This is a genomic window from Streptomyces sp. NPDC051183 (assembly GCF_040682455.1).
Taxonomy (GTDB): domain Bacteria; phylum Actinomycetota; class Actinomycetes; order Streptomycetales; family Streptomycetaceae; genus Streptomyces.
This window is the reverse complement of record NZ_JBFBBA010000007.1, coordinates 37762-63774: the sequence shown is the minus strand read 5'-3', so window position 1 is coordinate 63774 and position 26013 is coordinate 37762. Positions and strand designations below refer to the sequence as shown.

The window sequence follows — 26013 nt, the reverse complement described above, 5'->3', positions numbered from 1 at the left end:
GAATGATGTTTCTTCGCTCGCATCTTCGGGACGGGGGTCGTGTGCCCGCATCAGTGCAGCCGTACTTTTTTCTCAGTTATGCGCATACACCGAGATTCGGGGCCGGGGGGCCCGATCCCGACATGTGGGTGGAGCGCCTGTTCCGTGATCTCTGCAGCCATGTCATGGCGCTGACGGATCTGCCCGCCGGATCCGATGCCGGGTTCATGGACCGGGAGATACGCAGCGGCGAGGGCTGGTCGGAACGGCTCGGGGCGGCGCTCGCCACCTGCCGGGTCTTCGTCCCCCTGTTCTCGCCGCGCTACTTCGCCAGTGAGATGTGCGGGAAGGAGTGGTACGCATTCGCGCAGCGCGCCATCCAGCACGGCGCCGTCAGCAACCAGCCGGCCGAGGCCATCGTGCCCGCGCTGTGGGTGCCGGTACCTCCTTCCCAACTGCCCGGCCCCGCCGAGCGGTTGCAGTTCAACCACAACACCTTCGGCGAGCGCTACGTCACCGACGGGCTGTACGGCCTGATCAAGCTCCGCGGTTACGCCGAGCAATACGAGCGGGCCGTGTACGAACTGGCCAAACGGATCGTCCGGGTCGCCGAGACCGTCCGTCTCGACCCCATCCGCCCGATGGACTACCGGGTGGTGCCGAGCGCCTTCGGCACCCCGAGCAGCGCCGCGCGCACCCTGCACGTCACCGTGGCGGCCGCCTCCCGGCACGATCTGCCGGAGGGCCGCAGCCCCGAGTACTACGGGGACAGCGCGCTGGAGTGGAACCCGTACCATCCGGTGGCCCAGCGGCCCATCGCCTACGTGGCGGAGGACCTGGTGCGCAGCCTCAACTACCAGACCACCGTCGGTTCCTTCGACGACGAAGCCGGCCACTTCGACAGCAAACAGCCGCCGACCCGGCCGGAGATCCTGATCGTCGACCGGTGGGCGGTGGAGGACGAGCACCGCCGACAGCGGCTGGCGGCCTTCGACCAGGCGCCCCGTCCGTGGATCAACGTGGTCGTGCCCTGGAACCGCTACGACCACCAGAGCCGCGCGAAGGAGAGCGAGTTGGCCAACCGGCTGGAGGACACCATGCCCGTCAAGATGAGCCAGGGCCGGGCCGCCTGCCGGGCCGCCGCCAACGGCGTGGCCAACATGGAGACGCTCGGGCAGATCCTGCCGCAGGTGGTGGAGGCGGCGGCCCAGCAGTTCCTGAGACACGCACAGGTCTACCCGCCGGCCGGCAGCACCGGCACCGAACGGCCCAGGCTGCTCGGCCCGATGGGGATGGGGGCGCCACCCGTGGCGCCGCCCGCCCCCTTCCCGCCCGGCGCATCCAACGACCGACACAGTGAGAGCAACGACAACGACCGGGGGGACGCGGATGACAGCGAGTCGTGACAGCCTCGAAAGCCGTGACGGACGGATCGTCACCTTCTACTCGTACAAGGGCGGCACGGGCCGCACCATGGCGCTGGCCAACACCGCCTGGATCCTCGCCGCCAACGGCAAGCGGGTCCTCGCCGTGGACTGGGACCTGGAAGCCCCCGGCCTGCACCGCTTCTTCCACCCCTTCCTGGACCCCTCCACGCTCGGGGCCACGACCGGGGTCATCGACCTGATCAGCGAGTACGCCTGGGCGGCGACCAGCCCGGTGCAGCGCGCCGACGACTGGCACAAGGACTACGCGCGGATACAGCCGCACGCCGTATCGCTCACCCCCGAGACCCTCGGCTGGGAGTTCCCCGACGGCGGCACCCTCGACTTCGTCTCGGCGGGCCGGCAGAACCGCGAGTACTCGGCGACCGTGTCCACCTTCGACTGGGACAACTTCTACGACCGGCTCGGCGGCGGGCTCTTCTTCGACGCCTTAAGGGCCGACATGAAGAAGAACTACGACTACGTCCTGATCGACAGCCGCACGGGCCTCTCCGACATCGCGGACATCTGCACGGTCCACCTCCCCGACATCCTGGTGGACTGCTTCACCCTCTCCGACCAGTCGATCGACGGCGCCGCTTCGGTCGCCCGGCAGATCGACGAGCGCTTCAACGACCGCGGCATCAAGATCTACCCGGTCCCGATGCGCATCGACGAGGGCGAGAAGGAGAAGGCGGACGCGGGCCGCGCCCTGGCCCGCATCAAGTTCGACCGCTTCCCCAACGGCCTCGTCGGGGACGAGCTCACCTCCTACTGGGGCGCGGTGGAGATCCCGTACCGCCCCTACTACGCGTACGAGGAGACCCTGGCCACCTTCGGCGACGAGGCCGGGCTCACCAACTCCCTGCTGTCCGCCTTCGAACGGCTCACGGCCGTGGTCACCGAGGGCGACATCACCTCCATGCCCGCCATCGGCGAGGAGGTGCGCCTGCGGATCCGGGACGCCTTCACCCGGCGCCGCCCGGCGCTGCCCGCCGACCTGTTCCTCTCTTACGTCGCCGAGAACCGGATGTGGGCCGACTGGATCGAGTCGGTGCTCACCCGGGCCGGTTTCCGGGTCGTCCCCAAGGACGTCTCGGCCGAGCGGGTACCGGCCGTCGCCGGCGCCGGGGACACCCTGGGCGGCGGGACCGGCATCAGCATCGACACCGCCGCCCGGACCGTGGTGCTGCTCTCCAGCGCCTACCTCAAGTCCGCCCGGGCCGTGGACGTGTGGGAGCGCGCGGCCGCCGAGGACCCGACCGGCGGGCGGCGCCAGCTGGTGCCGCTGAGGGTGGGCGACGTACGCCTGTCCACGCCGTACATCGACCGCAATCCGGTGGACCTGTTCCGGCTCGACGAGGTGCACGCCACCACGGCGCTGCTGCGCGCGGTGGAGCGGCCCATGGCGCTGCCCGACAGCGTCGCCAGCGCCTCCCAGCCCGGCCCCCGGTTCCCCGGGACGGTCCCGAAGATCTGGAACGCGCCGCCGCGCAACCCAGGGTTCACCGGGCGCTCCATCGTGCTGGAGCGGATGCGCGACCAGCTCGGCGGCGGCATGGCCGTGGTGCTGCCGCAGCCGCAGACCCTCTACGGGCTCGGCGGCGTGGGCAAGACCCAGGTGGCGCTGGAGTACGTGCACCGGTTCATGGCCGACTACGACCTGGTCTGGTGGATCTCCTCGGAGCAGACCGACGACGTGGTCGCCGCCCTCGCGGAGCTGGCCGTACGCCTCGGTGCGCAGACCGGCGAGGACATGTCGGCCGCCTCCCAGGAGGCGATCGACCTGCTGCGGCGCGGGGTGCCCTCCTCGCGCTGGCTGCTGGTCTTCGACAACGCCGACGATCCCGAGACGCTCAAGCGGTTCTTCCCGCCGGGCGGCCCGGGGCACGTGCTCGTGACCTCCCGCAACCAGTCCTGGTCGCAGTACGGGGACGCGCTCCCGGTCGACGTGTTCCTGCGCGAGGAGTCCATCGAGCACCTCCAGCGCCGGGCCCCCGGGCTCAGCAAGGACGACGCCGAGCAGGTGGCCGTGGCGGTGGGTGACCTGCCCCTCGCCGTCGAGCAGGCGGGTGCCTGGATCGCGGAGACGGCGACGCCGGTGTCCGCGTACATCGAGCAGTTGGCCCAGCAGGCGGCCCGGGTGCTGGCGCTGAACCAGCCGCCGGGATACCCGGAGCCGGTCGCCGCCACCTGGAACGTGTCCATAGAGCGGCTCCAGTCCCGCTCGCCCGCCGCCGTACGGCTGCTCCAGCTGTGCGCCTTCTTCGCGCCCGAGCCGATCTCGGCGAACCTCCTCTACAGCAAGGAGATGATCGACGCGCTCAAGCCGTACGACTCCTCGCTGCAGGAGAAGCTGGTGCTCGGCCGCGTGATCCGGGAGATCGGCCGCTTCGCGCTGGCCAAGGTCGACCAGGTCAGCAACAGCATCCAGGTGCACCGCCTCGTGCAGGCGGTGATCCGGGCGCAGCTCTCGGAGGAGGAGCAGCGCGAGGCCCGGCACGCGGTGCACCGGATCCTCGCCGGCGCCCGCCCGGACGACGACGAGCCGATAGACAACCCGGAGACCTGGCCCCGGTTCAACACCATCTGGCCGCACCTGACGCCGTCCGAGGCCCGGTTCTGCAAGGAGCCGGAGACCCGCCGGCTGCTGATCGACCGCGTCCGGTACCTGTGGAAGCGCGGTGACTTCAAGGCTGCGTACCAGCTGGGCGAGGAGCTGCGCGAGACCTGGCGGGAGACTCTCGGCGGTGACGACCTCCAGTACCTCTACCTGCGGTTCCACCTCTCCAACATCCTGCGTTCGCAGGGCCGGTTCGTGGAGGCGATGGAACTGGACGAGGGCACGCTGGAGCGGCAGCGGGACGCCCTCGGTCCCTCGCACCCGCACACCTACATGACCACCAGCGGCCTGGCGATGGACCTGGGTGCGCTCGGCCGGTACGGCGAGGCGATGGAGCTGGCCACGGCCGCGCACGAGGGCTTCGGGCAGATCTTCCACGAGGCGCACCCGCGCACCCTGGCCGCCGCGAACAACCTGGCGCTGAACCTGCGCATGGTCGGGCAGTACGCGCGGGCCAGGGAGATCGACCAGGAGGTGTTCGACCGGCGCACCGAGGTGCTGGGCACGGACCATCCGTACACCCTGTCCTCGGCGCAGAACCTCGCGCGCGACCTGCGCGAGGTCGGCCGGTACGACGACTCGGTGCAGTTGCTGAGCCGGACGTACGAGATCTACAAGCGGACGCTGGGCCGGGCCTTCCCGGGCACCCTGTCGGCGGCGAAGAACCTGGCGGTGTCGCTGCGCCGGGCGGGCGTGACGGAGGACGCGCTGCGGCTGACGACGGCGACCCGCAACCGCTACCGGGCGAAGTACACCTCGGTCAACCCGGACCTGCTGGCCTGCGAACTGAACCTGGCCGCGGACATGTTCGCGACCGGGGACCCCGGCGGGGCGCGGGACCTGGCCCAGGAGGTGGTGGACGAGTACATGAAGGTGCCGGGCGAGCGGCACCCGTACACCCTGGCCGCGGTCAACAACCTCGCGGTCTTCCACTGGGGCACGGGGGCGGCGGAGACGGCGGAGCCGATGCTGCGCCAGACCATCCGGTACATGCGCGAGGTGCTGGGCGACAACCACCCGCACACCATCTTCGCCCACCTCAACCTGGCCAACAGCCGGGCCGACCTGGGTGATCCCGAGGGCGCACTGGAGCTGGAGCGCCTCGCGGTGATGCGGCTGCGCGAAGCGCTCGGGGCGCACCACCCGGAGACCCTGGCGAGCGCCTCCAACATGGCGGTCAGCCTGGATTCGATGGGGCGCAAAGAGGAGGCGACCCGGGTACGGGCCGAGGCGGTGGCCGAACTGGCGCGGCTGCTCGGGGAGGACCACGGTCTGACCCGCTACGCGCGCGACGAGCGGCGGGTCCACCGCGACCTGGAGCCCCTCGCCGTGTGATCCCACGGCGGGCGCCGGGGGCCGTACCCGGTCCCCGGCGCCCGCCACCATGACGGCAGACAGCCCGACAGCACACTGGGGGGCGCTGTGACCGACAGCATGACCTTTCGCAACGAGGACCTGCCGGCCCTCTTCCACCACACCGACCAGGCGGCCATCTCCCGGCAGCGGGAGTCCACCCAGGCCACGCGCGCGCAGCTGGTGCTGCTCGTCGCGGCCGCGGCCGCCGCCGCCCTGCCTTCGGGGCCGAAGCTGGGATCGCTGTACCTGTTCGGGCTGCTGAGCGTGCTCGCGTACACCGGGGTGCTGGCCGTGGGCGTACGGGCGACCCGGCGGCGGGCCCGCCCGCAGTGGCAGCTCAACCGCAGCGCGGCGGAGTTCATCAAGTCCCTGGCCTGGCGGTACGCCGTGCACGGGGCACCGTTCGGCAGTGAGGTGTTCGGGCCGGAGGCGGCGTACCGCACGCGGCTGGAGGCGGGTCTGGACGAGCTGAAGAAGATGGGCTGGGCGGATCCGCGCGGCTCCGGGACGGTCCCGGAGGGCGGGGAGGTCACCGGCGCGATGCACCGGCTGCGCGGGCTGGGCTACCAGGTCCGGCGCGAGACGTACGTCCGGGACCGGCTGATCGAGCAGCGCAACTGGTACCAGCGCAAGACGGAGGTGTCGCGGCGGGCGACGGCCCTGTGGTCGTGGACGATCGTGCTGCTGACCTGTCTGGCGCTGCTGTTCGCGCTGATCGGGGCCTTCGGTTCGGGGCCGGCGCCGAAGCTGACCGGGCTCCTGAGCGCGGCCGCGGCGGCCGGGATCGCCTGGAACGAGGTGCGGCGCCACCATCCGCTGATCGAGGCGCACACCCTGATCGAGCAGGACCTGGCGGCGATGATGGTCGTGATGCAGACGACCATCACCGAGGCGCAGTGGCCGTCCGCGGTGTACGAGACCGAGCGGTACGTGTCCCCGCAGCACACGGACTGGCTGGCCCGGCACAGCAGTTGAGCCGCCCCGCCGCCGCGGGGCGGGGCGGGGCCGCGGTGCGGTGTCGGGTGGCGTGGCTCAGTCCCGGGTCACGCCCTCGCGCCAGATCACGGTGACGGGCTTGCCGATCCGGCGGGCGTAGGCGACGATCTCGCCGGTTCCGCCGTGTCCGCGTGCGGGCTGTCCGTCCCAGACGGCGACGAGCCGGTCGCAGGAGTCGGCGATGTAGGTGCCGGCGGCGTAGTAGGCCTCGTCGGTGGAGCGGTCGAAGGCCATCCGGACCTCCTGGGTGGCCCGGCCCTTGAGCCCGAGGTAGCGGGCGAGCGCCTCGGCGCCCTCAAAGGCGTCCTCGTAGTCCTCGCTGGGGATCACGACGGTGAGGTCCGCGCCGTGTTCCAGGGCGATGGCGGCGAAGAGCTGGTCCGCTCCGTCCGCCAGGCTGGAGAGGGCCTCCAACGGCCCTTCGTGGCTTTCCAGTACGGCTCTGAGACCCTCCACCACATGGCCGTGCACCTCGTCCGGGATCGAGCGGTGCCCGGTCACGCCGATGCGTTTCATGCAGAGACCTCCCCCGTGTGACGCCCTGGACATCCTCCCAGAAGGCGGGAGGACGTCCAGGGGTGCAGCGGGGGCGCGTGGGTCTGCGCGGTGGGGCTGCGCGTGGGTCTAGTAGACGCTGACCCCGTACGCGTTGAGCGCTTCGACGACGGGCTGGAAGTAGGTCGTTCCGCCCGAGGAGCAGTTGCCGCTGCCGCCGGAGGTGAGGCCGACCGCGCGGGTACCGGAGTAGAGCGGGCCGCCGCTGTCGCCGGGCTCGGCGCAGACGTTGGTCTTGATCATGCCGTAGACGATGTCGCCGTTGCCGTAGTTGACGGTGGCGTTGAGGCCGGTCACCGAGCCGCTGTGGGTGCCGGTGGTGGAGCCGCGCCGCTTCACGGCCATGCCGGTGGTGGCGTTGACGGCGCTGGTGATGTCCTGGCTGCCGACGGTGCCCGGGGGCACCGGCGAGTTGCTGGCGTACTTGATCAGGCCGTAGTCGTTGGTGGGGAAGCTGGAGCCGGTGGTGGAGCCGAGCACGGTGGTGCGGGCGGAGTTGGTCCACCAGGTGCCCGCGCCGTCGGTGCAGTGCCCGGCGGTCAGGGCGTAGTAGTTGCTTCCGCTGCGCACGTTGAAGCCGAGCGAGCAGCGCCAGCCCGACGCGTAGATGGCGTCGCCGCCGGAGGCCAGCTTGGTGAGCTTGCCGGGGGTGCGCTCGATGCGCAGGGCCGCGGCGTCCGCTCCGGCCTCGCGGCGGATTCTCGCGAGGTCGGCGGCCGAGACGGTGGAGTCGGCGCTGACCACCAGGGTTCCGGTGGCGGGGTCGGTGTGCCAGGCGGTGCCCGCGACGTCGGCGCGCAGGACCGAGGCCCCTGCGGAGGCGAGGCGGGCGGCGCTGAAGCCCGCTCCCGGGGTGTCCCGGGCCGTGTCGTCGGCCTGCGCCGCGGCGGGGACGGCCAGGGCGGCCACCGCGGCCAGGCCGGTGGCCATCGCGAAGAGCCTGGTACGGGTCATGCGGTTGATGCTCACTTCTCGTCCTCCCGGTAGGGATCGGGGGCCCGGCGGTCGTGGGGGTGCCGGTGCCCGTGGGGGGCGGTCGGGGACGCGGCGGGCACGAGGCCTTTCGACGTGCCCCTGACAAACCCGAGAGACGCTGTCGGGAGTGTCCTGGCGTCAGATACCGGTCGCAAGGGCGGCTTTCAGCCGACGCTCGCCCGCGGCGATCTCGAACGGCAGGGTGTTCCCGGGGGGCGGGAATGGGCAGACGAAGTGATCCGCGAAGGCACAAGGGGGCAGCAGGATCCGGTTGAGGTCCACGGCGATCGACCCGTCTGCGGCCGGCACGCCGGGCTTGAGGAACCGGAAGCGGTAGCTGGAGCGGCCCCCGGTCGCGTCGCCGACGACCGCCCAGAGGCTGCCGTCCTCCTCGTCCACGGCCGCCTGGAGCCGGTGCTCGGCGCCCGCGAAGCCGAAGCTCAGCTCACCGCCGAGGCCGAGCCCGCGGGTTCGCCCGTCGGCGTTCTCCACCTGGACGGTCCGGTCCTCGGTGTACGGCCGGAAGCGACCCGGCAGCACGAAGGCCGGATCGTACGGGGTGGCCTCGATGCCCGCGAAGGCGGCGCGGGCATCGGAGGCGGGATCGAAGACGCGCACCGCCCACTCCCCCTCCCGCCGGATCACGGGGAGCCGTACGTCGCCGGCCGCGACCCGGGCATGCGAGGGCGGGGTCTCGTCGGCGGCGAGTACGACGTCACCGGTGAAGGGCGCGCCGTCCAGGCTGATGCCGTCCTCGGCGGCCGCGGTGAGGGCCACTCCCGCCCCGCTGGTGCGCCAGCGCCCCGGAACGGCCGGAATTCGACCTTCCGGGTAATCGGCGAGCCAGTGGGTGCCGATCAGCGCGAGGGGGCCGTAGGGGGCGGAAACGGCGGCCTCCCGGTGCTGGTGCCACTGCCGCCAGGCCGCGGCCGGGTCGTCGTCTGCGTCATCGCTCATGCCGCTCAACCCTTCCACACCGGCCCGGACGGGAACCTTCCCGTACCCCGTCCGGACCTGTGGACGCCTGACGTAGCCTCAGCAGCCGTCGCAGGGACAGCAGCAGCAGTCGCCGCAGCCGCAGTCGCAGCCCCCGCAGTCGCAGTTGTCGCACCACGGCTGCTTCTTCTCCCGGGACCACGGCCCCTCGTGCTCGGCGCAGCACAGCTGGCAGGTGCAGAACAGCCCGAGGGCCACGGCGCAGCCGGCGAGCAGCCCGCGGCGGGGCTTCTGCGGGGGCATCCAGCCGCCTCCGCCACCGCCACCACCGCCGCCCGGCCCCATGGGCGGTGGCGGCATCCCGGGCCCGCCGGGGGCGTACGGGGGGTTCGGGGCGTACGGGTTGCCGTTCCCGCTGCCGTACGCCGTGCCGTACGCGGGGCCCGCGCCCGGTGCGTCGTAGCCCTGCGGCGGCGGTCCGAAGCCCCCCGCCGAGGCGGTGGCGCCGTGCCCGTGCGCGCAGCTGCCGGTCCCGAAGGCACGGTCCACGGAGGTGCGCAGCTCGTGCACCAGCAGCCGGTGGGCGAGGCCCGCGTCCGCGAACTCCACCTCGCGCAGCGCGAGCCGGATGCCGTGGAGGGCGTCGTCGCACAGCCGCCGGGCCTCGGCGAGCGTGGTCCCGGTGGCGGTCAGCGGGTTCCAGGCCCCGGCGGCGCGGTCCGCGGCCCGGTCCTCGACCGCGTCCAGCAGGTGTGCCAGGCGCCCGAAGTAGCGGCCCGCCTCGGCCAGCGCGGGGGCGTTGCCCGGCCGGCCGGCGAGGGTCGCGGTATGCGCGAACGCGGCGGCCGTCGCGGTCTCGGTGGGCTCGGTGACGACGAGCACGGGCGTGCCGGGGCCGGCCAGGGTCTCGATGCCCGGCTGCCGGTCCACGGCGTCGACGAGCACCGCCGTGTCGAAGCCGAGCGAGGCACCGGTACGGGCGCCCGCGCGGTCCCAGCCCCGGGCCACCCGGCGCGCGGCGGCGGCGATCGGGGCGCGGGCCAACAGCCCGTCCCGGTCGGCCACGTGGTCCCGTACCTTCGCGGAGGCCAGCACGAGCGAGACGGCGGCCGCGAGCCGCGCACCCTCGCCGTTCGCCACCGCGGCGGTCCGCATGCCGCGCAGCGGGCAGGGACCCGCGGTGCGCCGGGAGCCGGCCGCCGGACCCGACTGAGCCTCCGTCAGAACCGAGACGAGCAGCCCGTCGTAGTTGGTGACGATCCGGGCGAACTGGCCGTGATCGCCCCTAAGTGCCAGGCAGAGCCCGCACAGATGGGCCATCCACTCCGCCTTGAACCGCTCTCCCAGCCGGTGCGTGCAGGGTCTGACGATGCCGAACAATCCACTTCCCCCGTGTGTCATACGCGTACTCGACGGGCATCGTATCGAGCCGGGTCCTTCACTCGTACGTCCCCGTCGGTCACCCGTACGGCAGCAGTGGTCGTATTTTCACTCAGTCAGCAGTGGTACCCACCAGGATCCTTGACGGTGCAACGGATGTTCTGCACCAGTACCGTCACGAAACCCCTGCGCGGCGGCTATCCACTTGGCGCGTTGTCAGCATCATGGACGACGATAGGGACGCGGAAGAGAAGACAGACTGACCGCGATGAAAGGAGGCGTCCATGGGTTCGGTGCGCAAGGCGAGTGCCTGGCTGGGTCTCGTGGAGGACAGCGACGACGAGCGTTACTACGACGACGACTACGCGGAGGCCCCGCAGGGCTCGGTGGTCGGCCCCGGCGAGCAGTGGGTCACCGACCCGCGCGTCAAGGTTGCGTCGGAGTCCGCCGTCGAGCAGGGCCGTCGGATCGCGACGGTCACCCCGGACGGCTTCCGTGACGCCCGCGGCATCGGCGAGCTGTTCCGCGAGGGCGTCCCGGTCATCGTAAACCTGTCGTCCATGGACCCGGGCGACGCGAAGCGCGTGGTCGACTTCGCGGCCGGACTGACCTTCGGACTGCGCGGTTCGATCGAGCGGGTGGCGACCAGGGTCTTCCTGCTGACCCCGGCCGACACCCAGATCGTGAGCGGCGAGCCCGGCGGCCGCTCGCGCGACTTCTTCAACCAGAGCTGAGCAGGGCCCTCACCGGCCCCCCGGTCCTCCCGGTGCCCCGTGCCTAACGGAAGGCGTCGAGCCCGGTGAGCGCCTTGCCCAGCACCAATTGGTGCATCTCGACGGTGCCCTCGTAGGTGAGGACCGATTCGAGGTTCGTGGCGTGCCGCATGACGGGGTATTCCAGGGAGATCCCGTTGGCGCCGAGGATGGTCCGCGCGGTGCGGCAGATCTCGATGGCCTCACGGACGTTGTTGAGCTTGCCGAAACTGATCTGCTCGGGCCGCAAGGTGCCCGCGTCCATCCGCCGGCCCAGGTGGTGGGCGAGCAGGATGCCCTTGTGGAGCTCCAGCGCCATGTCCGCGAGCTTGGCCTGGGTGAGCTGGAAGCCGCCGATGGGCCTGCCGAACTGCTCGCGCGTCCTCGCGTAGCCGAGCGCGGCCTCGAAGCTCGCGCGCGCCGCGCCCATGGACCCCCAGATGATCCCGTACCGCGCGTGGCTGAGGCAGCCGAGCGGCCCCTTGAGCCCCGTGACCCCCGGGAGCACCGCGTCCGCGGGCAGTCGTACGTCGTCCAGCACCAGCTCGCTCGTCACCGAGGCGCGCAGCGACCACTTGTGCTTGATCTCCGGCGCGGAGAAGCCGGCGGTGTCCGTGGGCACGGCGAAGCCGCGGATCCCCTCGTCCGTCTGCGCCCACACCACGGCGACGGACGCGACGCTGCCGTTGGTGATCCACATCTTGCGGCCGTTGAGCACCCAGTCGCCGCCGTCGCGCTTCGCGTACGTGCGCATGGCGGCCGGGTCGGAGCCCACGTCGGGCTCGGTGAGCCCGAAGCAGCCGATCAGCTCGCCGGCCGCCATGCCGGGCAGCCAGCGCTGCTTCTGCTCCTCCGAGCCGTACTTCCAGATCGCGTACATGGCGAGCGACCCCTGTACGGACACCAGGGACCGGATCCCGGAGTCGGCGGCCTCCAGCTCCAGGCAGGCGAGGCCGTACTGGACGGCGCTGGCGCCCGCGCAGCCGTAGCCGGTCAGGGACATCCCGAGCGCGCCGATCGAGCCGAGCTCGCGGGCCAGCTCGCGGATGGCGGGGAGCTCGCCGCTCTCGTACCACTCGGCGATGTGCGGCAGCACGCGGTCGGCGGCCCAGCCGCGGACGGTGTCGCGGATGGCGAGGTCCTCGGGGCTGAGGAGCTCGTCGAGCCCGAGCGGATCGGTGGGAACGAAGGACACGGGGGCCTCCCGGCGGGCCTGAGGGCGAAACCTAGCGGTGCAAGTTTGGCCCCGGCCCCGCCGCGGGTCCACCCCGGCCCCCGGGCGGGGCGGGCGTTGTCGGCGGGGCCGCGTACGGTCGGCGCATGGTTGGTCAAGAGGACCCCTCGGTGTCGGTGTTGGCGTTCGAGACCTGGCGGCCCGTGCTGCGGCTCCTGCTGGCCGGGGACACCGGCGGGCGGGGCGGGGCGGCGGGGCGCGTCGGCCGCCACGGCTGGAGTCCGGCCCTGCCCCAGGACGGGGCCGCGGCGGAGCCGGCCGCGGCGCAGGAGATACCGCGGGCACTCGCGCGTGCCGGGGTCGGGGACATCGCCTACAGCGCCGAGCTCCGGCCGGACGGCAGGGCCGCTCTCTGCCTGGTCCGGCCCGGCCCTGCGGTGGAAGCGGCCGTGGGCCGCGCGGACCTCGGGGTGCTCGTCCTGGTCGAGGGTGCCCGGAGCGGGCCCTGGCGGCACCTTCCCGAAGCGTTGCCCGGGACACCGACAGCCCCGTCGGCAGACCTGGAACTGCTGGAGCGCACGCTCCGCGAGTGGCTGCCCGAGGACAGCGTCGGCGCAACGCCGGAGGATTTCTCCACCGCCGAGGCGCGGCTGGGCGTCACGCTGTCCGAGGAACTGAAGGTGCTCTACCGGGTGGCGCCCCGGTGGGAGGACTGGTGCGACGACGAGGAGGCGACGGAGCGGGTCAACACGGCGGTCGGCTGCGAGTTCTCCGCGCTGGAGCACTTGTACTGCATCGACGGCGAGGCCCGGTCCGCCGGCTGGGGGTGGTCCCCCGGCACCCCGGAGCCCGCGGCCACCCCGCCCGGCGCCGCGGTGCGGAACCTGGCCGGCTCGCCGGGCTGGATCGCCTTCGGAACCAACGGCGGCGACGAGTACGCGGTCGACCTGACTCCCGGCCCGGGCGGATACACCGGGCAGGTCATCCTGGTCGACCACGAACAGCGCGTCGGCGCCGAACCGGTGGCCGACTCCCTCACCGACTTCGTTCTGGGACGGCTGAAGGAGGAGGGCCGAGGCCACCCCGGCGACCGGCTCCCGGTCGTGGCCAGGGTCGGCGGCGGAAACCTCGGGACCGTCGGCGCCGCCGCCCACCCCGCCCTGGAAGTCCTGGCCATCGGCGTGTCGGACGGCCCGCCGGTCAGCCTCGCCCCCCTCGCGGGACTGCCGCGCCTGCGCACCCTGACCGCCGCTGCGGGCACGCTGGCCGATCCCCTGGAGGTCGCCGGGCTCCGCGGGCTGGAGTTCCTGGAACTCGGGGTGCGGGACTGGCGCGTCCTCCTGGACGCCGGCGCCGTCCCGCGCACCCTGCTGGCCGCCGCCGTCGAGGCCCGGGACGGGGACCACCTCGCGGCCGTCGACGTCGCCGACGAGATCCTGGCCCTCTGGGACCGGCCCCGGACGGTCCGGACGCTCGTCGAGGGCGATCTCGGGCGCCCGGCACAGCCGGAGCCGCGCAGCCGGACGGCCGGGTCAGCCGACGGCGGGGGCGCGCTCTGAGGTCGCCTGCGCGGGGAGCCGTACGGGCTCGTTCCCGGCGGGCTCGGCCTCCGTCGGCTCCGCGCACTCCATGACGCGCGGAAGCTTCAGTGCCATCACCGCGCCTGCGAGCAGCAGCCCCGCGCTGACCACCAGCGTCACGTGCAGCCCCTGCACGAACGAGTGCCGGGCGGCCGCGTACAGCGACTCCCCCGCCGGACCGCCCAGGTGCGCGGCGACCTGGTAGGCCTCGCCGAGGGAGTTCGCGGCCCGCGCCGAATCCGCCGGGGAGACCCCCGCCACGTGCGCGAGCCCCGGCGCGTAGGCCGCGTTCATGACGCTGCCGAGCAGTGCGATGCCCATGCCCGCGCCCAGCTGGTACGAGGTCTCGCCGATCGAGGCCGCTCCGCCGGCGGTGGCCGCCGGGGCCTCGCTCAGCATCGACTCGTACGCCGCGAACAGCGTGGTCTGCAGCCCGAAGCCGAGCAGGATGAACCCGACCGTCAGCAGTACGGGCCGGTCCTGCTGCCCCATGAAGGTCAGCAGGAGCACGGCGCCGGCGGTCAGTACGAAGCCCAGCGACACCATCGTGCGCGGCCCGATCCGCGCCAGCGTGTAGGACCCGGTGGCCCCGGCGGCCATGGCGGCGAAGGTGAGCGGCAGCAGCCGCAGACCGGTCTCCAGCGGGCTGAGGTGCAGCACCAGCTGGAGGTACTGCACGGCGATCAGCTCCAGGCCGACCAGCGCCAGCATGGCGAGCACGATGCAGCCGACGGACGTCGTGAAGGCGGCGCGGGAGAACATCCGCATGTCGATCAGCGGATGCGGACGCCGCTTCTGCCGCCGGACGAACAGGATCAGCAGCGCCGCCCCGAGCGCCAGCGGGAGCAGCGCCTCGGCGTCGGCCAGCTGCCGCTCCGCGCCGAGCCGCTTCACCCCGAGGACCGCGCCGAGCACGCCGCCCGCGGCCATGAGCGCGCCGAGCACGTCCCACGGCCCGTCGCATGAGCCCTTGGACTCGGGCAGCAGCCAGCGTCCGAGCGGCAGGATCAGCGCCATCAGCGGGATGTTGATGAGGAAGACCGAACCCCACCAGAAGTGCTGGACCAGGAAGCCTCCGAGGACCGGGCCGCCGGCCGCGCCGATGGCGGCGACGGCGGTCCAGATGCCGATGGCGAGGGCCCGCTCGCGCCGGTCGGGGAAGACCTGGCGCAGGATCGAGAGGGTGGCCGGCATGATCATCGCGCCGCCGACGCCGAGCAGGGCGCGGGCTGCGATGAGTACCTGGGCGTTGTCGGCCAGGGCGGCCAGGGCGGAGGCGGCGCCGAAGAGCGCGTAGCCGAGGAGGAGGATCCGGCGGCGGCCGACACGGTCGCCGAGGGTGCCGAAGAGGATCAGGAGGGCGGCGCAGACCAGCGGGTAGGCGTCGACGATCCACAGGAGCTCGATCGAGCCAGGGCGCAGGTCCTCGGTGACGGACGGGACGGCGACGTGGAGGATCGTCGCGTCGAGTGCGACGAGGACCAGGCTGACGCACAGGACCGCCAGGACGACCCAGCGGTTGGCCCCGCCGGAGGCCGCGCCGAGCCGCTGCCAGAGGGAAGGGCTCCTGTCGCCGGCCATGTTCGTCCCCGACATGCATGTACCTCCCAGGTGATCCCTCGCACTCGGCGGACCAGCGTCTTTGTGGGGCCACGGGGTGTTCCGTGTGCGGTGTGGCGTCCTACGGGGTCCGGCATCGACACGCGAGTGAAGAGTCAGCGTACGCGAGTTCGGCTGTCCGACACGTGGCCAAGCTCTCATCCCGGCACCGGCCGCCGTGTGGTGTACGCCACTCCCCGCACCTCGCCTTCCCCCCGCCCTTCCCCGGAGTGCACGCGCGCTCACGCCCGGTGGTTCCCGGCCACGCGCGCACGCCCCCGCCATCGATAATCATGCCCGTGAAAGATCTTGGATTTCGCCGGGCCGCGCCCGCCCTGGCCGTCTTCGCGGCGGTCCGGCTGCTCGGGCTGGCCGTGCTCGGCGTGTGGGGAGCGGCCGCCGGCAGCAGCCCGCACACGCTGCTCTCCGCCCGCTGGGACTCGCTCTGGTACGCCCGCATCGCCGCCGAGGGGTACGGGTACGAGGTGGCCCTGCCCAACGGGGACGTCCACTCCAACCTCGCCTTCTTCCCGCTGCTGCCCTGGCTGGAGCGGCTGGTGTCGGCGGCGACCGGGCTGTCCCACGGCTCGGCCGGCCTGGTGGTGTCCGCGGTCGCCGGGCTCGCCGCGGCCTGGGGGATCTTCGCCGTCACCGATCTCCTGCACGGCCGGCGGGCCGGGGTCTTCGCCGTCGCGGTCTGGGCCGCGCTGCCCGTCGCCGTCGTGCAGTCCATGGCGTACAGCGAGTCGCTGTTCACCGCGCTCGCGGCCTGGGCCCTGTACGGGGTCCTGCGCAGGCACTGGATCACCGCGGGACTGCTCGCGGCCGGGGCGGGGCTGACCCGCCCGGTCGGGGCCGCGGTCGTCGCGGCGCTCTGGGTGGCCGTCGTACTGGCCCGGCGGCGCGGGGAACGGTCCTGGCGGGCGGTGGCCGGGGCGCTGCTGGCCCCGACGGGCGCGGCGGCGTACGTCCTGTGGGTCGGCGCGCGCACCGGCGGCGGGCTGCTGGGGTACCTGGACGTGCAGGGCGGCTGGGGCAACGGCTTCGACGGAGGCTGGGCCTTCGCCCGGTTCATCGGGGACAAGCTGGCCTCCTCCGCCTTCCTCGCCGGGCTCGGACTGATCGCGGGCGTCGCCCTGGTGCTGTGGCTGTACGGGCTGTGCGTGCGGCGGCGCCAGCCGGCGCCGCTCCTCGTCTACTGCGGGATCGTGGTGGCGCTGGCGCTGTGCGCGTCCGGGTACTTCGGCTCCAAGCCCCGCCTGCTGCTGCCCGCCTTCCCGCTGCTGCTGCCGGCGGCGGTGGCGCTGGCCCGGTGGCGGACGGGCCGCGCGGTCGCCGTACTGGGCGCGGCGGCCCTCGCCTCGGCGGTCTACGGGGCGTTCTGGCTGAACGGCTCGGGCCCGCCGTAAGGAGGGTGATTGACCTGCACCGATAAAGCCTGGCTAAGTCTTCGGGAAATGTCCGGGGCAATGGATCGGCACCGCTCCAACTAATGGCCGAATACCAGGAATTAAGTACTGTGTGAGACCCACTCCACATCACATGGTCATCACAAAGCCCGCGATTCGACCGGGCCGACCATCGGCGCGCGGTAACGTCGATTGAGTGCGTACTGATCAAATCCTGACCCGTCTGGAGCGGGTGTTCGCCCGGCTCGACCGGGAACCAGAGCGACCGGCTCATCTGCAAACACCGCGGATGAGCCGGCACCGCGTCGTGCTCCTCGGGTCAACTCTGGCCTTCTACATCGCGATCGTGGTGGCCGTACTGACCACGTCCTGGCTCGTCCGTCTGGACTGGCAGGTCATGTTCTTCCGGCCCTACGAGCAGTGGCCGCAGCTGCACGCCTTCCTCGACTACCTCGTCGTCCTGGGCCAGCGCGGACCCACCGCGGTCATGGTCGCCGCCTGGCTCGGGTGGCGCTCCTGGCGGCAGCACACCCTCCGCCCGCTGATCACCCTCGGCGTGGCGCTGCTGCTCCTCAACATCACGGTCGGCGCCGTGAAGCTCGGCCTCGGCCGGCTCGGCCCGCACTACGCCACCGAGATCGGCTCCGCCGAGCTCTTCGCGGGCGGCGATATATTCCCTTCCGGCCACACCGCCAACGCCGTCGTGACCTGGGGAATCCTGGCTTACCTGGCCTCCACCGTGGTCACCCGGCGCGTGCTGTCCGTGGTCTCCGCGGTGGTCTCGCTCAGCGTCGGGGCCACGACCGTGTACCTCGGCACCCACTGGGTGAGCGACGTCCTGCTCGGCTGGTCCGCCGGTCTGCTGGTCCTGCTCGCGCTGCCCTGGTGCGAGCCGCTCATCTCCGCGATCGAGGCCCGCGTCTTCGGCCTGCGCGAGCAGCTGCGCCGCCGGATGGAGGCCGGGCAGGTGCCCGAGCCGCTCACCGGCGTACTCGTACCGCTGCTCTCGGCGGGCGGAAAGTGGCAGTTCCAGGGCCCGGCGGCGCCCGCGGAGCCCGCGGAGCAGCCGGCCCCGGCCTCCGGGCACGCCCCGGCGCCCCGGCCCGCCGCGCACATCCCGTCCCGCCCGCACCTGATCCGGTCCGAGCGCACCCCGCTCACCCCGACGGGCAGCCGCCGCCCGGCCCACGGCGAGCGGGCCGCCGCCCGCGCCGCCGCCCGGCCGGTGGCCGGGGGCTAGCCGGGGCGGTACGCGCCACGCACGCACGCGCGTACCGACGGACGACAACGGCGGGCCCGGTCTTCGACCGGGCCCGCCGTTGTCGTTCATATGGCCGGAACGTCAGCCGTACGCCCGGAGGTTCGTCCGTCCCGGGTCACGCTTGTGTCACGGATTGTCGACAGTTGTTTGACGGTGGAGTTCGGGTGGAGCCATTTCTCTCCGCCCCGCGACACGCCCGGCGGAAATTCTCTTCGGAATTCCCGCACAGGGCCCCTGAATTCGGTTCCGAACCCCCTCCGGTTCCTTACAACTCCTTCACCTCGCGGGGCTCCAGAGCCCGGCCGAGAAGATCCCTGGCGGCCCTGATACGGTCCGTCAGCTCAACGGGTTCGACGACTTCGAACTCACAGCCGATCATCATGATGTGAATCACAAGAACGTCGAGGTTCACCGCCCCGGTGCGCAGGATGCAGCTCTCCTCGTCGACCGGTTCCAGGATCCCGTCGCTCGGTCCGACGATCTGCGCGGCCTCCTGCGCGGGCACCCTCAGCCGTACGGCGGCCTTCGTCGCGTACACCCGCTGGGAGACCCCCTCGGAGACGTACGCGGCCAGGTCCTCGGCCGGCGCCGGGCGCGGGGTGAACCGCGGGCCGTGCGGCGGCCTCGGCTCGATGCGGTCGGCCCGGAAGGTCCGCCAGGCCCCGCGGTCGAGGTCCCAGGCGACGAGGTACCAGCGGCGCTCGGTGCACACGAGCCGGTGCGGCTCGACCGTACGGCGGGTGACCGCGCCCCCGTGGTCCCGGTACCCGAACCGCAGCCGCTCGCTGTCGCGGCACACGGTGGCCAGCTCGGTCAGCACGGCGGGGTCGACGGCGGACCGCTGCGCGCCGCGCAGCATCGGCACGGTGAACCGGTTGAGCGCGGAGACCCTGCCGCGCAGCCGGGAGGGCAGCACCTGCTCCAGCTTGGCGAGGGCCCGCACCGAGGCCTCCCCGATCCCCTCGACCCCGTTCCCGGCGGCCGTGCGCAGGCCTACGGCCACGGCGACGGCCTCGTCGTCGTCGAGGAGCAGCGGCGGCAGCTCGGCCCCGGCCCCGAGCTGGTACCCGCCGCCGGTCCCGGGGCTGGCGTTCACCGGGTACCCGAGCTCGCGGAGCCGGTCCACGTCGCGCCGCACGGTCCGCGGCGTGACCCCGAGCCGCTCGGCGAGATCGGAACCGGTCCACTCCCGGTGGGCCTGCAATAGGGACAACAGGCGCAGCAACCGCGCGGAGGTCTCAAGCATGCGGCCCAGTCTGCCGTGTCGGCGCCCTCGCTTCGCCCGCCCCCGAACCCCCGCGCGGCCTGCACCATTCCAGCCCCGCCGGCGTTCGAGGCGCGGGGTCCGGGGCGGAGCCCCAGCGGGTTCCGGGCGGAGCCCGGGGAACGGTGGAAGGGCGGGTAGGGGACGGCTCCGCGCAGCGGCGGCCCGCGCTACGGGGCCGCGGGAGCCGGCTCCGCGGGGGTCGGGCTCGCGGGAGCCGGGACCGGGGCGGGCCCGGCGGGCACAGGCACAGGCGGCGGGACGGGCACGGGCACGGGCACCGGCTCCGGCTTGGGCACGGCCGGCAGCGCGAGGAACGTCCCCACCACCAGCACCTCCGGCCGCGGCCCGACCACCCCCCGATTCGCCTCGTACAGCGCCTGCCAACCCCCCACCACCCGGTGCCTCCGCGCGATCCCCGCCAGCGTGTCCCCCCGCCGCACCACGTGCATCCGCCCCGCGAGCCCGTACCGCTTCGCGCACACCGGCCACGCCTCCCACCCCTGCTTGCCCAGCAGTTCCTCCGCCACCCGGATCTGCTGCTCCCGGCTCGCGAGGTCCGCCCGCCGGGCGTACGCGAGGCCGCCGTGCTCCTCCCAGGTCGGCTGCCAGAACTGCAGCCCCCCGTAGAAGCCGTTGCCGGTGTTCACCGCCCACCGCCCGCCGCTCTCGCAGTCGGCCACGCAGTCCCACGGCCATTGCCCGTCCGGCCCGCAGTCCCCCGTGTGCCGGGCGCTCACCCCCGGCGAGCCCGGCGACGGCGGCGGCGGGGCGACGGCCGGTGCGGCGGCCGCGGCCACCGCACCCGGCCCGAGGACGAACACCAACGCGGCAACGGCAGCCGGGATCCCGAGGTTGCGCATCGCGTCACGCTACGCAGCGCACCGCGGCCCCCCGCCCCGCCACTCCGCACACCGCCGCGCCCCACCCGCTCGGCCCACGCCGCCGCCCACCCCAAACGGCCATCTCCGGACATCAACTGCGCACAACCAAAAAACAGTTGGCAGGAAAACAAAGCCGCAGTCCCACCGTTCACCCCTGTGGGTGCCCGGTTCGATTCCGTTCCCTCAAACGGCGTGACCCCGGCAGCCGCTCCCCCGTTGAGCCCGGCGAGCCGGGACACCCCCGGCCCCCGCACGCCTAGTCCGAGGAGCCACCCCGTGCCGCGCATGCTCGACGTCAGTGATGAGGTACGTGCCGAGATCGGCGACGAAGAGGCCGAACGGCTGCTCGTCGGCGACGGGTCCCCCGGCAGCTACGACTGCACCTCCTGCCGCACCCCGGGCGACTCCGAGCGCGAGCAGACCAGCACCGTGCTGTTCGTCGGGGACGAGACCGCCGTCCTCGCGTTCGCCCACGCAGGCTGCATCCCCTCGCAGGTCGTCGCCGTCTCCGAGGAGCAGCTCCAGGGCGCCGTACGCTCCATCACCGGCTACAGCCCGGCCGCCACCCCGGCCGGCCCCGGCGGCGACTCGCCGAAGTCCGTCCCCGGCGGCCAGGCCGTCCTCGGCATCACCAGCGGGCTCGTCCTGATCGGCGGGGAGCTGCACCCGGCCCTGGTCGTCGAGCCGACCGCGGCCATCGCCCGCCCCGGCACCACCGGCCCCGGCGACGACTTCCTGCCGCTCCTCATCGAGCAGGGCTTCGTCCCGGTCACCGACACCGGTGAGCTGCCGTCCCCGCTGAACGGCTGGTCGGTCCTGCTCGCCGCCGGCCAGCTGCACGCCGTGCTCCAGCCCGGCACCGAGGGCAGCGGCCCGGTCGCCTGGTGGCAGGCGCACCAGGCGCTGTCGGTCACCGACGGCTGGCGGGCCGCCGTCAACAAGACCCAGCGCGTCCTGATCTACGCCGCCCCGGTCGGCTCCATCGGGCAGCAGCCCCGCGAGGACCTGCTCCGCGACGCCCTGGACAAGGCCGCGGCCGACGGCAAGCTCGTGGCCGCCTCGATGCCGCTGGCGGGTACCCCGGGCGCCTGACGCCCTTCCGCCCCGCAAACGGCCGTCCGCCCCCCGCAGAGGGGGCCGGGCGGCGTGCGCCGGGGGTGTGCGGTCCGTCCCGCACACCCCCGGCGATCTGCGTTTTCCGCCCGGTCACCCCGCATCCGCAGAGCCCCGGGTTCGTTGGCTGATACGTGCATTCATACGACGTCTCCCGCGCCCCGTCCTATCCGAGCACCGTCCCCCCGATGCGCCCCGCACGGGACCGGGACAGCGCTCCGGCCGCCTCGCACACCCCGATCTACGACACGCTGTACTCGGAGTACCTGCGCGCCTTCCGGGCGCTGCCGGGCGACCGTACGGGCGAGGAGGACCTCGGGTTCACGGCGTTCTCGTACGGCGGCGCGGGCGGCGGTCTGTACGGCGGCGCGGGGAGCTCGTACGGCAGCGGCTGGAACGGTTCCGCATGGCAGCAGACGGACACCTGGCAGCCCGCGTACACCCCGCAGCCGCAGCCCGTGTACTCGTACGCATACGCCGGCGGGCGGCAGCACCAGACCGGGATGCAGCACATCCCGGCGGCCCTGCCGCCCGCTCCGCGCCGGGGCTACTGACCCCGGCGCCCGGTGGCGCGAACGCCGCCGTACTTCTACTTCTTCTTCTTGTACTGCGCACCGCGCTTCTCGCGCACCCGCACCGAGATGTGGATCGGGGTGCCCTCGAAGCCGAACTCCTCGCGCAGGCGGCGCTCGATGAAGCGCCGGTAGCCGTGCTCCAGGAAGCCGGAGGCGAAGAGGACGAAGCGCGGCGGCTTGCTTCCGGCCTGGGTGCCGAAGAGGATGCGGGGCTGCTTGCCGCCGCGGATCGGGTGCGGGTGGGCGGCGACGACCTCGCCGAGGAAGGCGTTCAGCCGGCCGGTGGGAACGCGCGTCTCCCAGCCCGCGAGGGCGGTCTCGATCGCCGGGACCAGCTTCTCCATGTGGCGGCCGGTGAGCGCCGAGACGTTCACCCGCGGGGCCCAGGAGACCTGCTGCATCTCGGTCTCGATCTCGCGCTCGAGGTAGTAGCGGCGCTCCTCGTCGAGCTCGTCCCACTTGTTGTACGCGATCACGATGGCGCGGCCCGACTCGACGGCCATGGTGATGATGCGCTGGTCCTGGACGCTGATGCTCTCGGTCGTGTCGATCAGGATGACCGCGACCTCCGCCTTCTCGACGGCGGCGGCCGTGCGCAGCGAGGCGTAGTAGTCGGCGCCCTGCTGGAGGTGCACCTTCTTGCGGATGCCCGCGGTGTCGACGAACTTCCAGGTGATGCCGCCGAGCTCGATCAGCTCGTCGACCGGGTCGCGGGTGGTGCCGGCCAGCTCGTTGACGACGACACGGTCCTCCTTCGCGACCTTGTTGAGCAGCGAGGACTTGCCCACGTTCGGGCGGCCGATCAGCGCGATGCGGCGCGGGCCGCCGGGGGCGACGCCGCCGAAGGTCTGCTCGGGGGCCTCGGGCAGGGCCTCCAGGACGGCGTCCAGCATGTCGCCGGTGCCGCGGCCGTGCAGCGAGGAGACGGGGTGCGGGAAGCCGAGGCCCAGCGACCACAGGGAGGCCGCGTCGGACTCGCCGCTCTGGCCGTCGACCTTGTTGGCGCACAGCACGACGGGCTTGCCGGCCCGGCGCAGCAGCTTGACGACGGCCTCGTCGGTGTCGGTGGCGCCGACCTTGGCGTCCACGACGAAGACGACCGCGTCGGCGGTCTCGATGGCGTACTCGGCCTGGGCGGCGACGGAGGCGTCGATGCCGAGGACGTCCTGCTCCCAGCCGCCGGTGTCGACGACCTTGAAGCGCCGCCCGGCCCACTCGGCCTCGTAGGTGACGCGGTCGCGGGTGACTCCCGGCTTGTCCTCGACGACGGCCTCGCGGCGGCCGATGATGCGGTTCACCAGGGTCGACTTGCCGACGTTCGGGCGGCCGACGACGGCGAGTACGGGAAGCGGGCCGTGACCCGCCTCCTCGATCGCGCCTTCGACATCCTCGATGTCGAAGCCTTCCTCCGCGGCGAGCTCCATGAACTCCGCGTACTCGGCGTCGCCAAGTGCTCCGTGGTCGTGCTGGTCGTTCATGAAGTCCGTTCCTCGTCGTTCGTGGTGATCGGTGGCACCCGCGCAGCGCGGTTCCACTACTAGGTCAAGTCTCGCTCAGCGCCCGGTGAGGCGCTTGGCGTCGGCCAGGTGGGCGGTCAGCCGCTCCTGGATGCGTACGGTGGCCTGGTCGAGCGCGGTACGGGTGCGGCGGCCACTGCCGTCCCCGGCGTCGAAGGCGTCGCCGAAGACGACGTCCACCCGGCTCTTCAGCGGCGGCAGCGCCTTGACCAGCCGGCCCCGGCGCTCGGTGCTGCCCAGGACCGCGACGGGCACGATGGGCGCGCCGCTGCGGACCGCGAAGTACGCGAGGCCCGCGCGCAGCGAGGCGAAGTCGCCCTCGCCCCGGGTGCCCTCGGGGAAGATGCCCAGGGCTCCTCCATTGTCGAGCACGCCGAGGGCGCGGCCTATCGCGCCGCGGTCGGCGCCGCCGCGGTCGACCTTGACCTGCCCGATCCCTTCGAGGAAGGGGCCGAGGGGACCGACGAATGCTTCCTTCTTGATCAGGAAGTGCAGGGGCCGGGGGGCGGTGCCCATGAGCATGGGCCCGTCGATGTTGTGCGAGTGGTTCACAGCCAGGATGACGGGGCCGGAGGCGGGCACCTTCCAGGCCCCCAGCACACGCGGCTTCCACAGCCCGTACATGAGCCCGATGCCGATCCGCCGGCCGACCGCCGCACCCTTGAGGGAGGGCGTATCGCTCACTTGCGGCCCGCCCGCTTCTCTTCCACGAGCGTCACGACGCACTCGATCACCTGGTCGAGCGTGAGCTCGGTGGTGTCCACCTCGACGGCGTCGTCGGCCTTGGCCAGCGGGGAGGTCTTGCGCCCCGAGTCGGCGGCGTCCCGCTTGATCAGCGCCTCCTTGGTGGCCGCGAGGTCCGCGGCCTCCTTGCCGCGGAGCTCTCCGCTGCGGCGGGCGGCGCGGGCCTCGGCGGAGGCCGTCAGGAAGACCTTCAGGTCGGCGTCGGGCAGCACGGTGGTGCCGATGTCCCGGCCTTCGACGACGATCCCGCCGGCCGCCGCGGCCGCGATGGAGCGCTGCAGCTCGGTGATCCGGGTGCGGACCTCGGGGACGGCGCTGACCGCGCTGACCTTGGAGGTGACCTCCTGGGTCCGGATGGGGCCCGCGGCGTCCTCGCCGTCGACGGTGATGGTGGGCGCGGCCGGATCGGTGCCGGACACGATGGCGGGCTTGCCGGCGGCCACGGCGATCGCGTGCGGGTCGTCGGTGTCGACGCCGTTGTTGATCATCCACCAGGTGATGGCCCGGTACTGGGCGCCGGTGTCCAGGTAGCGCAGCCCGAGCTTGGCGGCCACGGCCTTGGAGGTGCTGGACTTGCCCGTGCCGGAGGGACCGTCGATGGCGACGATCACGGCGGACGGAGCTGCGGTTTCCACGGTGCGGGCACCTTCCTGGTTGCGCGTACGTGTCCGGGCGCGCCAAAGCGCCCCTCCCCAAGGTTACCGGCCCCCGGGAGCCCCGGTCCCCGCCCGTGCCCGCCGGCCCGCGGCAGCGCCGCCCGGGCACGGGCGGGCGCCGCCCCGGGCTACTGCTGGCGCAGCGCCCAGCCGCGCTCCTGCAGCGTGGCCGTGAGCCCGGCCACGGCGCGGGGCTCCACCATCAGCTGCACGAGGCCGGCCTGCTGGCCCGTGGCGTGCTCGATCCGCACGTCCTCGATGTTGACGCCGGCCCGGCCCGCGTCGGCGAAGATCCGCGCCAGCTCGCCCGGCTGGTCGCTGATGAGCACGGCGACCGTCTCGTACACGGTGGGCGCCGCGCCGTGCTTGCCCGGCACGCGCACCCGGCCCGCGTTGCCGCGCCGCAGCACGTCCTCGATCCCGGCGGCGCCGCCGCGGCGCTTGTCCTCGTCGGCCGACTGCAGGCCGCGCAGGGCCTGCACCGTCTCGTCCAGGTCCGCGGCGATCCCGGCCAGGACGTCCGCCACCGGGCCCGGGTTCGCCGACAGGATCTCCACCCACATCCGGGGGTCGGACGCCGCGATCCGCGTCACGTCGCGGATGCCCTGCCCGCACAGCCGGACCGCGGTCTCGTCGGCCTCCTCCAGGCGTGCGGCGACCATGCTGGAGACGAGCTGCGGGGTGTGGGAGACCAGCGCGACCGCCCGGTCGTGCGCGTCGGCGTCCATCACGACCGGTACGGCCCGGCAGAGCGAGACCAGCTCCAGCGCGAGGTTCAGCACCTCGTGGTCGGTGTCCCGGGTGGGCGTGAGCACCCAGGGGCGGCCCTCGAACAGGTCCGCCGTCGCCGCGAGCGGCCCGGACCGCTCCTTGCCCGCCATCGGGTGGGTTCCGATGTACGCCGTCACGTCCACGCCGAGCTCCGCCAGCTCGCGCCGCGGGCCGCCCTTGACGCTGGCCACGTCCACGTACGCCCGCGCCAGGCCGCGCCCGATCGCGTCGGCGAGGGCCCGGGCCACGTGGGCGGGCGGTACGGCGATGATCGCGAGGTCCACCGTGCCCTCGTACGGCTCGTCCGTGCCGGCCCCGAGCGCGGCGGCGGTGTGGGCCTGCGCCGGGTCGTGGTCGACCAGGTGCACGGTGATCCCGCGGCCGGACAGGGCGAGCGCCGCGGAGGTGCCGATCAGTCCGGTTCCGATGACGACGGCGGTTCTCACGGGGTGCTCCAGGGGTGCGTGACGGCGGGGCCTGACTCAGGGTA

21 protein-coding genes are annotated in these 26013 nt (G+C 73.0%); 9 read left to right on the top strand and 12 right to left on the bottom strand.

Features of this window, described 5'->3' with window-relative positions; all coding sequences use genetic code 11:
* The first annotated feature begins 5 nt into the window (after positions 1 to 5).
* The 3 genes from AB0M99_RS08095 (at position 6) to AB0M99_RS08085 (ending at position 6357) form a co-directional block, all read left to right on the top strand.
* The gene (locus AB0M99_RS08095) at positions 6 to 1385 is read left to right on the top strand and encodes a TIR-like protein FxsC (protein ID WP_365918098.1); all 1380 of its coding nucleotides are present in this window, start codon (positions 6 to 8) and stop codon (positions 1383 to 1385) included.
* Positions 1369 to 5361, top strand: a complete 3993-nt coding sequence (gene fxsT / locus AB0M99_RS08090) for an FxSxx-COOH system tetratricopeptide repeat protein (RefSeq protein WP_365917838.1) — start codon at positions 1369 to 1371, stop codon at positions 5359 to 5361. Before AB0M99_RS08095 ends, fxsT begins: the two co-directional genes overlap by 17 nt.
* Positions 5362 to 5460: 99 nt before the next feature.
* Positions 5461 to 6357: a DUF4231 domain-containing protein gene (locus AB0M99_RS08085; protein ID WP_365917837.1), complete on the top strand. Its 897-nt coding sequence runs from the start codon at positions 5461 to 5463 to the stop codon at positions 6355 to 6357.
* 57 nt (positions 6358 to 6414) lie between these two features.
* Here AB0M99_RS08085 and AB0M99_RS08080 read toward each other — a convergent pair whose 3' ends face one another.
* The 4 genes from AB0M99_RS08080 to AB0M99_RS08065 form a co-directional block, all read right to left on the bottom strand.
* Positions 6415 to 6894: a hypothetical protein gene (locus AB0M99_RS08080; RefSeq protein ID WP_365917836.1), complete on the bottom strand. Its 480-nt coding sequence runs from the start codon at positions 6892 to 6894 to the stop codon at positions 6415 to 6417.
* Positions 6895 to 7002: 108 nt separating this feature from the next.
* The gene (locus tag AB0M99_RS08075; RefSeq protein WP_365917835.1) at positions 7003 to 7887 is read right to left on the bottom strand and encodes a S1 family peptidase; all 885 of its coding nucleotides are present in this window, start codon (positions 7885 to 7887) and stop codon (positions 7003 to 7005) included.
* A gap of 159 nt (positions 7888 to 8046) precedes the next feature.
* Positions 8047 to 8865, bottom strand: coding sequence for a DUF1684 domain-containing protein (locus tag AB0M99_RS08070; RefSeq protein ID WP_365917834.1), 819 nt, complete (start codon positions 8863 to 8865; stop codon positions 8047 to 8049).
* 78 nt (positions 8866 to 8943) lie between these two features.
* Positions 8944 to 10224: a DUF5685 family protein gene (locus tag AB0M99_RS08065; protein WP_365917833.1), complete on the bottom strand. Its 1281-nt coding sequence runs from the start codon at positions 10222 to 10224 to the stop codon at positions 8944 to 8946.
* A 284-nt stretch (positions 10225 to 10508) separates the two neighbouring features.
* Between AB0M99_RS08065 and sepF the strand changes: the two genes are divergently transcribed.
* Positions 10509 to 10958, top strand: a complete 450-nt coding sequence (sepF, locus tag AB0M99_RS08060) for a cell division protein SepF (protein ID WP_365917832.1) — start codon at positions 10509 to 10511, stop codon at positions 10956 to 10958.
* A gap of 43 nt (positions 10959 to 11001) precedes the next feature.
* Here sepF and AB0M99_RS08055 read toward each other — a convergent pair whose 3' ends face one another.
* Positions 11002 to 12171, bottom strand: a complete 1170-nt coding sequence (locus AB0M99_RS08055) for an acyl-CoA dehydrogenase family protein (RefSeq protein ID WP_365917831.1) — start codon at positions 12169 to 12171, stop codon at positions 11002 to 11004.
* A gap of 125 nt (positions 12172 to 12296) precedes the next feature.
* Here AB0M99_RS08055 and AB0M99_RS08050 point away from each other — a divergent pair, with 125 nt between their 5' ends.
* Positions 12297 to 13709 carry an SMI1/KNR4 family protein gene (locus tag AB0M99_RS08050; RefSeq protein WP_365917830.1) on the top strand — a complete coding sequence of 471 codons (1413 nt, stop codon included), beginning with the start codon at positions 12297 to 12299 and terminating at the stop codon, positions 13707 to 13709.
* On the opposite strand, the gene AB0M99_RS08045 is transcribed toward AB0M99_RS08050, so the two are convergent.
* Complete coding sequence (locus AB0M99_RS08045) at positions 13683 to 15326, bottom strand: MFS transporter (protein WP_365917829.1); 1644 nt, start codon at positions 15324 to 15326, stop codon at positions 13683 to 13685. The two genes, AB0M99_RS08050 and AB0M99_RS08045, sit on opposite strands and share 27 nt — an antisense overlap.
* A 302-nt stretch (positions 15327 to 15628) precedes the next feature.
* Here AB0M99_RS08045 and AB0M99_RS08040 point away from each other — a divergent pair, with 302 nt between their 5' ends.
* Both AB0M99_RS08040 and AB0M99_RS08035 read left to right on the top strand, forming a co-directional pair.
* Positions 15629 to 16738: a glycosyltransferase family 39 protein gene (locus tag AB0M99_RS08040; RefSeq protein ID WP_365917828.1), complete on the top strand. Its 1110-nt coding sequence runs from the start codon at positions 15629 to 15631 to the stop codon at positions 16736 to 16738.
* Positions 16739 to 16934: 196 nt separating this feature from the next.
* On the top strand, positions 16935 to 17978 hold the full coding sequence (locus AB0M99_RS08035; protein WP_365917827.1) for a phosphatase PAP2 family protein: 1044 nt from the start codon (positions 16935 to 16937) through the stop codon (positions 17976 to 17978).
* 286 nt (positions 17979 to 18264) lie between these two features.
* On the opposite strand, the gene AB0M99_RS08030 is transcribed toward AB0M99_RS08035, so the two are convergent.
* Complete coding sequence (locus AB0M99_RS08030) at positions 18265 to 19245, bottom strand: YafY family protein (RefSeq protein WP_365917826.1); 981 nt, start codon at positions 19243 to 19245, stop codon at positions 18265 to 18267.
* 188 nt (positions 19246 to 19433) lie between these two features.
* Positions 19434 to 20126 carry a transglycosylase family protein gene (locus tag AB0M99_RS08025; protein ID WP_365917825.1) on the bottom strand — a complete coding sequence of 231 codons (693 nt, stop codon included), beginning with the start codon at positions 20124 to 20126 and terminating at the stop codon, positions 19434 to 19436.
* 297 nt (positions 20127 to 20423) lie between these two features.
* On the opposite strand from AB0M99_RS08025, the gene AB0M99_RS08020 reads away from it, so the two are divergent.
* Together AB0M99_RS08020 and AB0M99_RS08015 are read left to right on the top strand one after the other, a co-directional pair.
* Complete coding sequence (locus AB0M99_RS08020) at positions 20424 to 21239, top strand: hypothetical protein (protein WP_365917824.1); 816 nt, start codon at positions 20424 to 20426, stop codon at positions 21237 to 21239.
* Between the two features lie 209 nt (positions 21240 to 21448).
* Entirely contained in the window at positions 21449 to 21814 is a 366-nt protein-coding gene (locus AB0M99_RS08015) for a hypothetical protein (RefSeq protein ID WP_365917823.1), read from the top strand.
* Positions 21815 to 21849: 35 nt separating this feature from the next.
* Here AB0M99_RS08015 and der read toward each other — a convergent pair whose 3' ends face one another.
* From der to AB0M99_RS07995, 4 genes are all read right to left on the bottom strand, one after another.
* Positions 21850 to 23313 carry a ribosome biogenesis GTPase Der gene (gene der / locus AB0M99_RS08010; protein ID WP_365917822.1) on the bottom strand — a complete coding sequence of 488 codons (1464 nt, stop codon included), beginning with the start codon at positions 23311 to 23313 and terminating at the stop codon, positions 21850 to 21852.
* 75 nt (positions 23314 to 23388) lie between these two features.
* Positions 23389 to 23976 carry a lysophospholipid acyltransferase family protein gene (locus AB0M99_RS08005; protein ID WP_365918096.1) on the bottom strand — a complete coding sequence of 196 codons (588 nt, stop codon included), beginning with the start codon at positions 23974 to 23976 and terminating at the stop codon, positions 23389 to 23391.
* Between the two features lie 56 nt (positions 23977 to 24032).
* Positions 24033 to 24731: a (d)CMP kinase gene (gene cmk, locus AB0M99_RS08000; RefSeq protein WP_365917821.1), complete on the bottom strand. Its 699-nt coding sequence runs from the start codon at positions 24729 to 24731 to the stop codon at positions 24033 to 24035.
* Between the two features lie 149 nt (positions 24732 to 24880).
* The gene (locus AB0M99_RS07995; protein ID WP_365917820.1) at positions 24881 to 25969 is read right to left on the bottom strand and encodes a prephenate dehydrogenase; all 1089 of its coding nucleotides are present in this window, start codon (positions 25967 to 25969) and stop codon (positions 24881 to 24883) included.
* Between the last annotated feature and the right edge of the window lie 44 nt (positions 25970 to 26013).

Bases quoted from the DNA above. Each gene is read 5' to 3' on its own strand.
- AB0M99_RS08095 (WP_365918098.1), top strand. From the start codon at position 6: ATGTTTCTTCGCTCGCATCTTCGGGACGGGGGTCGTGTGCCCGCATCA.
- fxsT (WP_365917838.1), top strand. From the start codon at position 1,369: ATGACAGCGAGTCGTGACAGCCTCGAAAGCCGTGACGGACGGATCGTC.
- AB0M99_RS08085 (WP_365917837.1), top strand. From the start codon at position 5,461: ATGACCTTTCGCAACGAGGACCTGCCGGCCCTCTTCCACCACACCGAC.
- AB0M99_RS08080 (WP_365917836.1), bottom strand. From the start codon at position 6,894: ATGAAACGCATCGGCGTGACCGGGCACCGCTCGATCCCGGACGAGGTG.
- AB0M99_RS08075 (WP_365917835.1), bottom strand. From the start codon at position 7,887: ATGACCCGTACCAGGCTCTTCGCGATGGCCACCGGCCTGGCCGCGGTG.
- AB0M99_RS08070 (WP_365917834.1), bottom strand. From the start codon at position 8,865: ATGAGCGATGACGCAGACGACGACCCGGCCGCGGCCTGGCGGCAGTGG.
- sepF (WP_365917832.1), top strand. From the start codon at position 10,509: ATGGGTTCGGTGCGCAAGGCGAGTGCCTGGCTGGGTCTCGTGGAGGAC.
- AB0M99_RS08050 (WP_365917830.1), top strand. From the start codon at position 12,297: ATGGTTGGTCAAGAGGACCCCTCGGTGTCGGTGTTGGCGTTCGAGACC.
- AB0M99_RS08045 (WP_365917829.1), bottom strand. From the start codon at position 15,326: ATGTCGGGGACGAACATGGCCGGCGACAGGAGCCCTTCCCTCTGGCAG.
- AB0M99_RS08030 (WP_365917826.1), bottom strand. From the start codon at position 19,245: ATGCTTGAGACCTCCGCGCGGTTGCTGCGCCTGTTGTCCCTATTGCAG.
- AB0M99_RS08025 (WP_365917825.1), bottom strand. From the start codon at position 20,126: ATGCGCAACCTCGGGATCCCGGCTGCCGTTGCCGCGTTGGTGTTCGTC.
- AB0M99_RS08015 (WP_365917823.1), top strand. From the start codon at position 21,449: ATGCGCCCCGCACGGGACCGGGACAGCGCTCCGGCCGCCTCGCACACC.
- der (WP_365917822.1), bottom strand. From the start codon at position 23,313: ATGAACGACCAGCACGACCACGGAGCACTTGGCGACGCCGAGTACGCG.
- AB0M99_RS08005 (WP_365918096.1), bottom strand. From the start codon at position 23,976: ATGTACGGGCTGTGGAAGCCGCGTGTGCTGGGGGCCTGGAAGGTGCCC.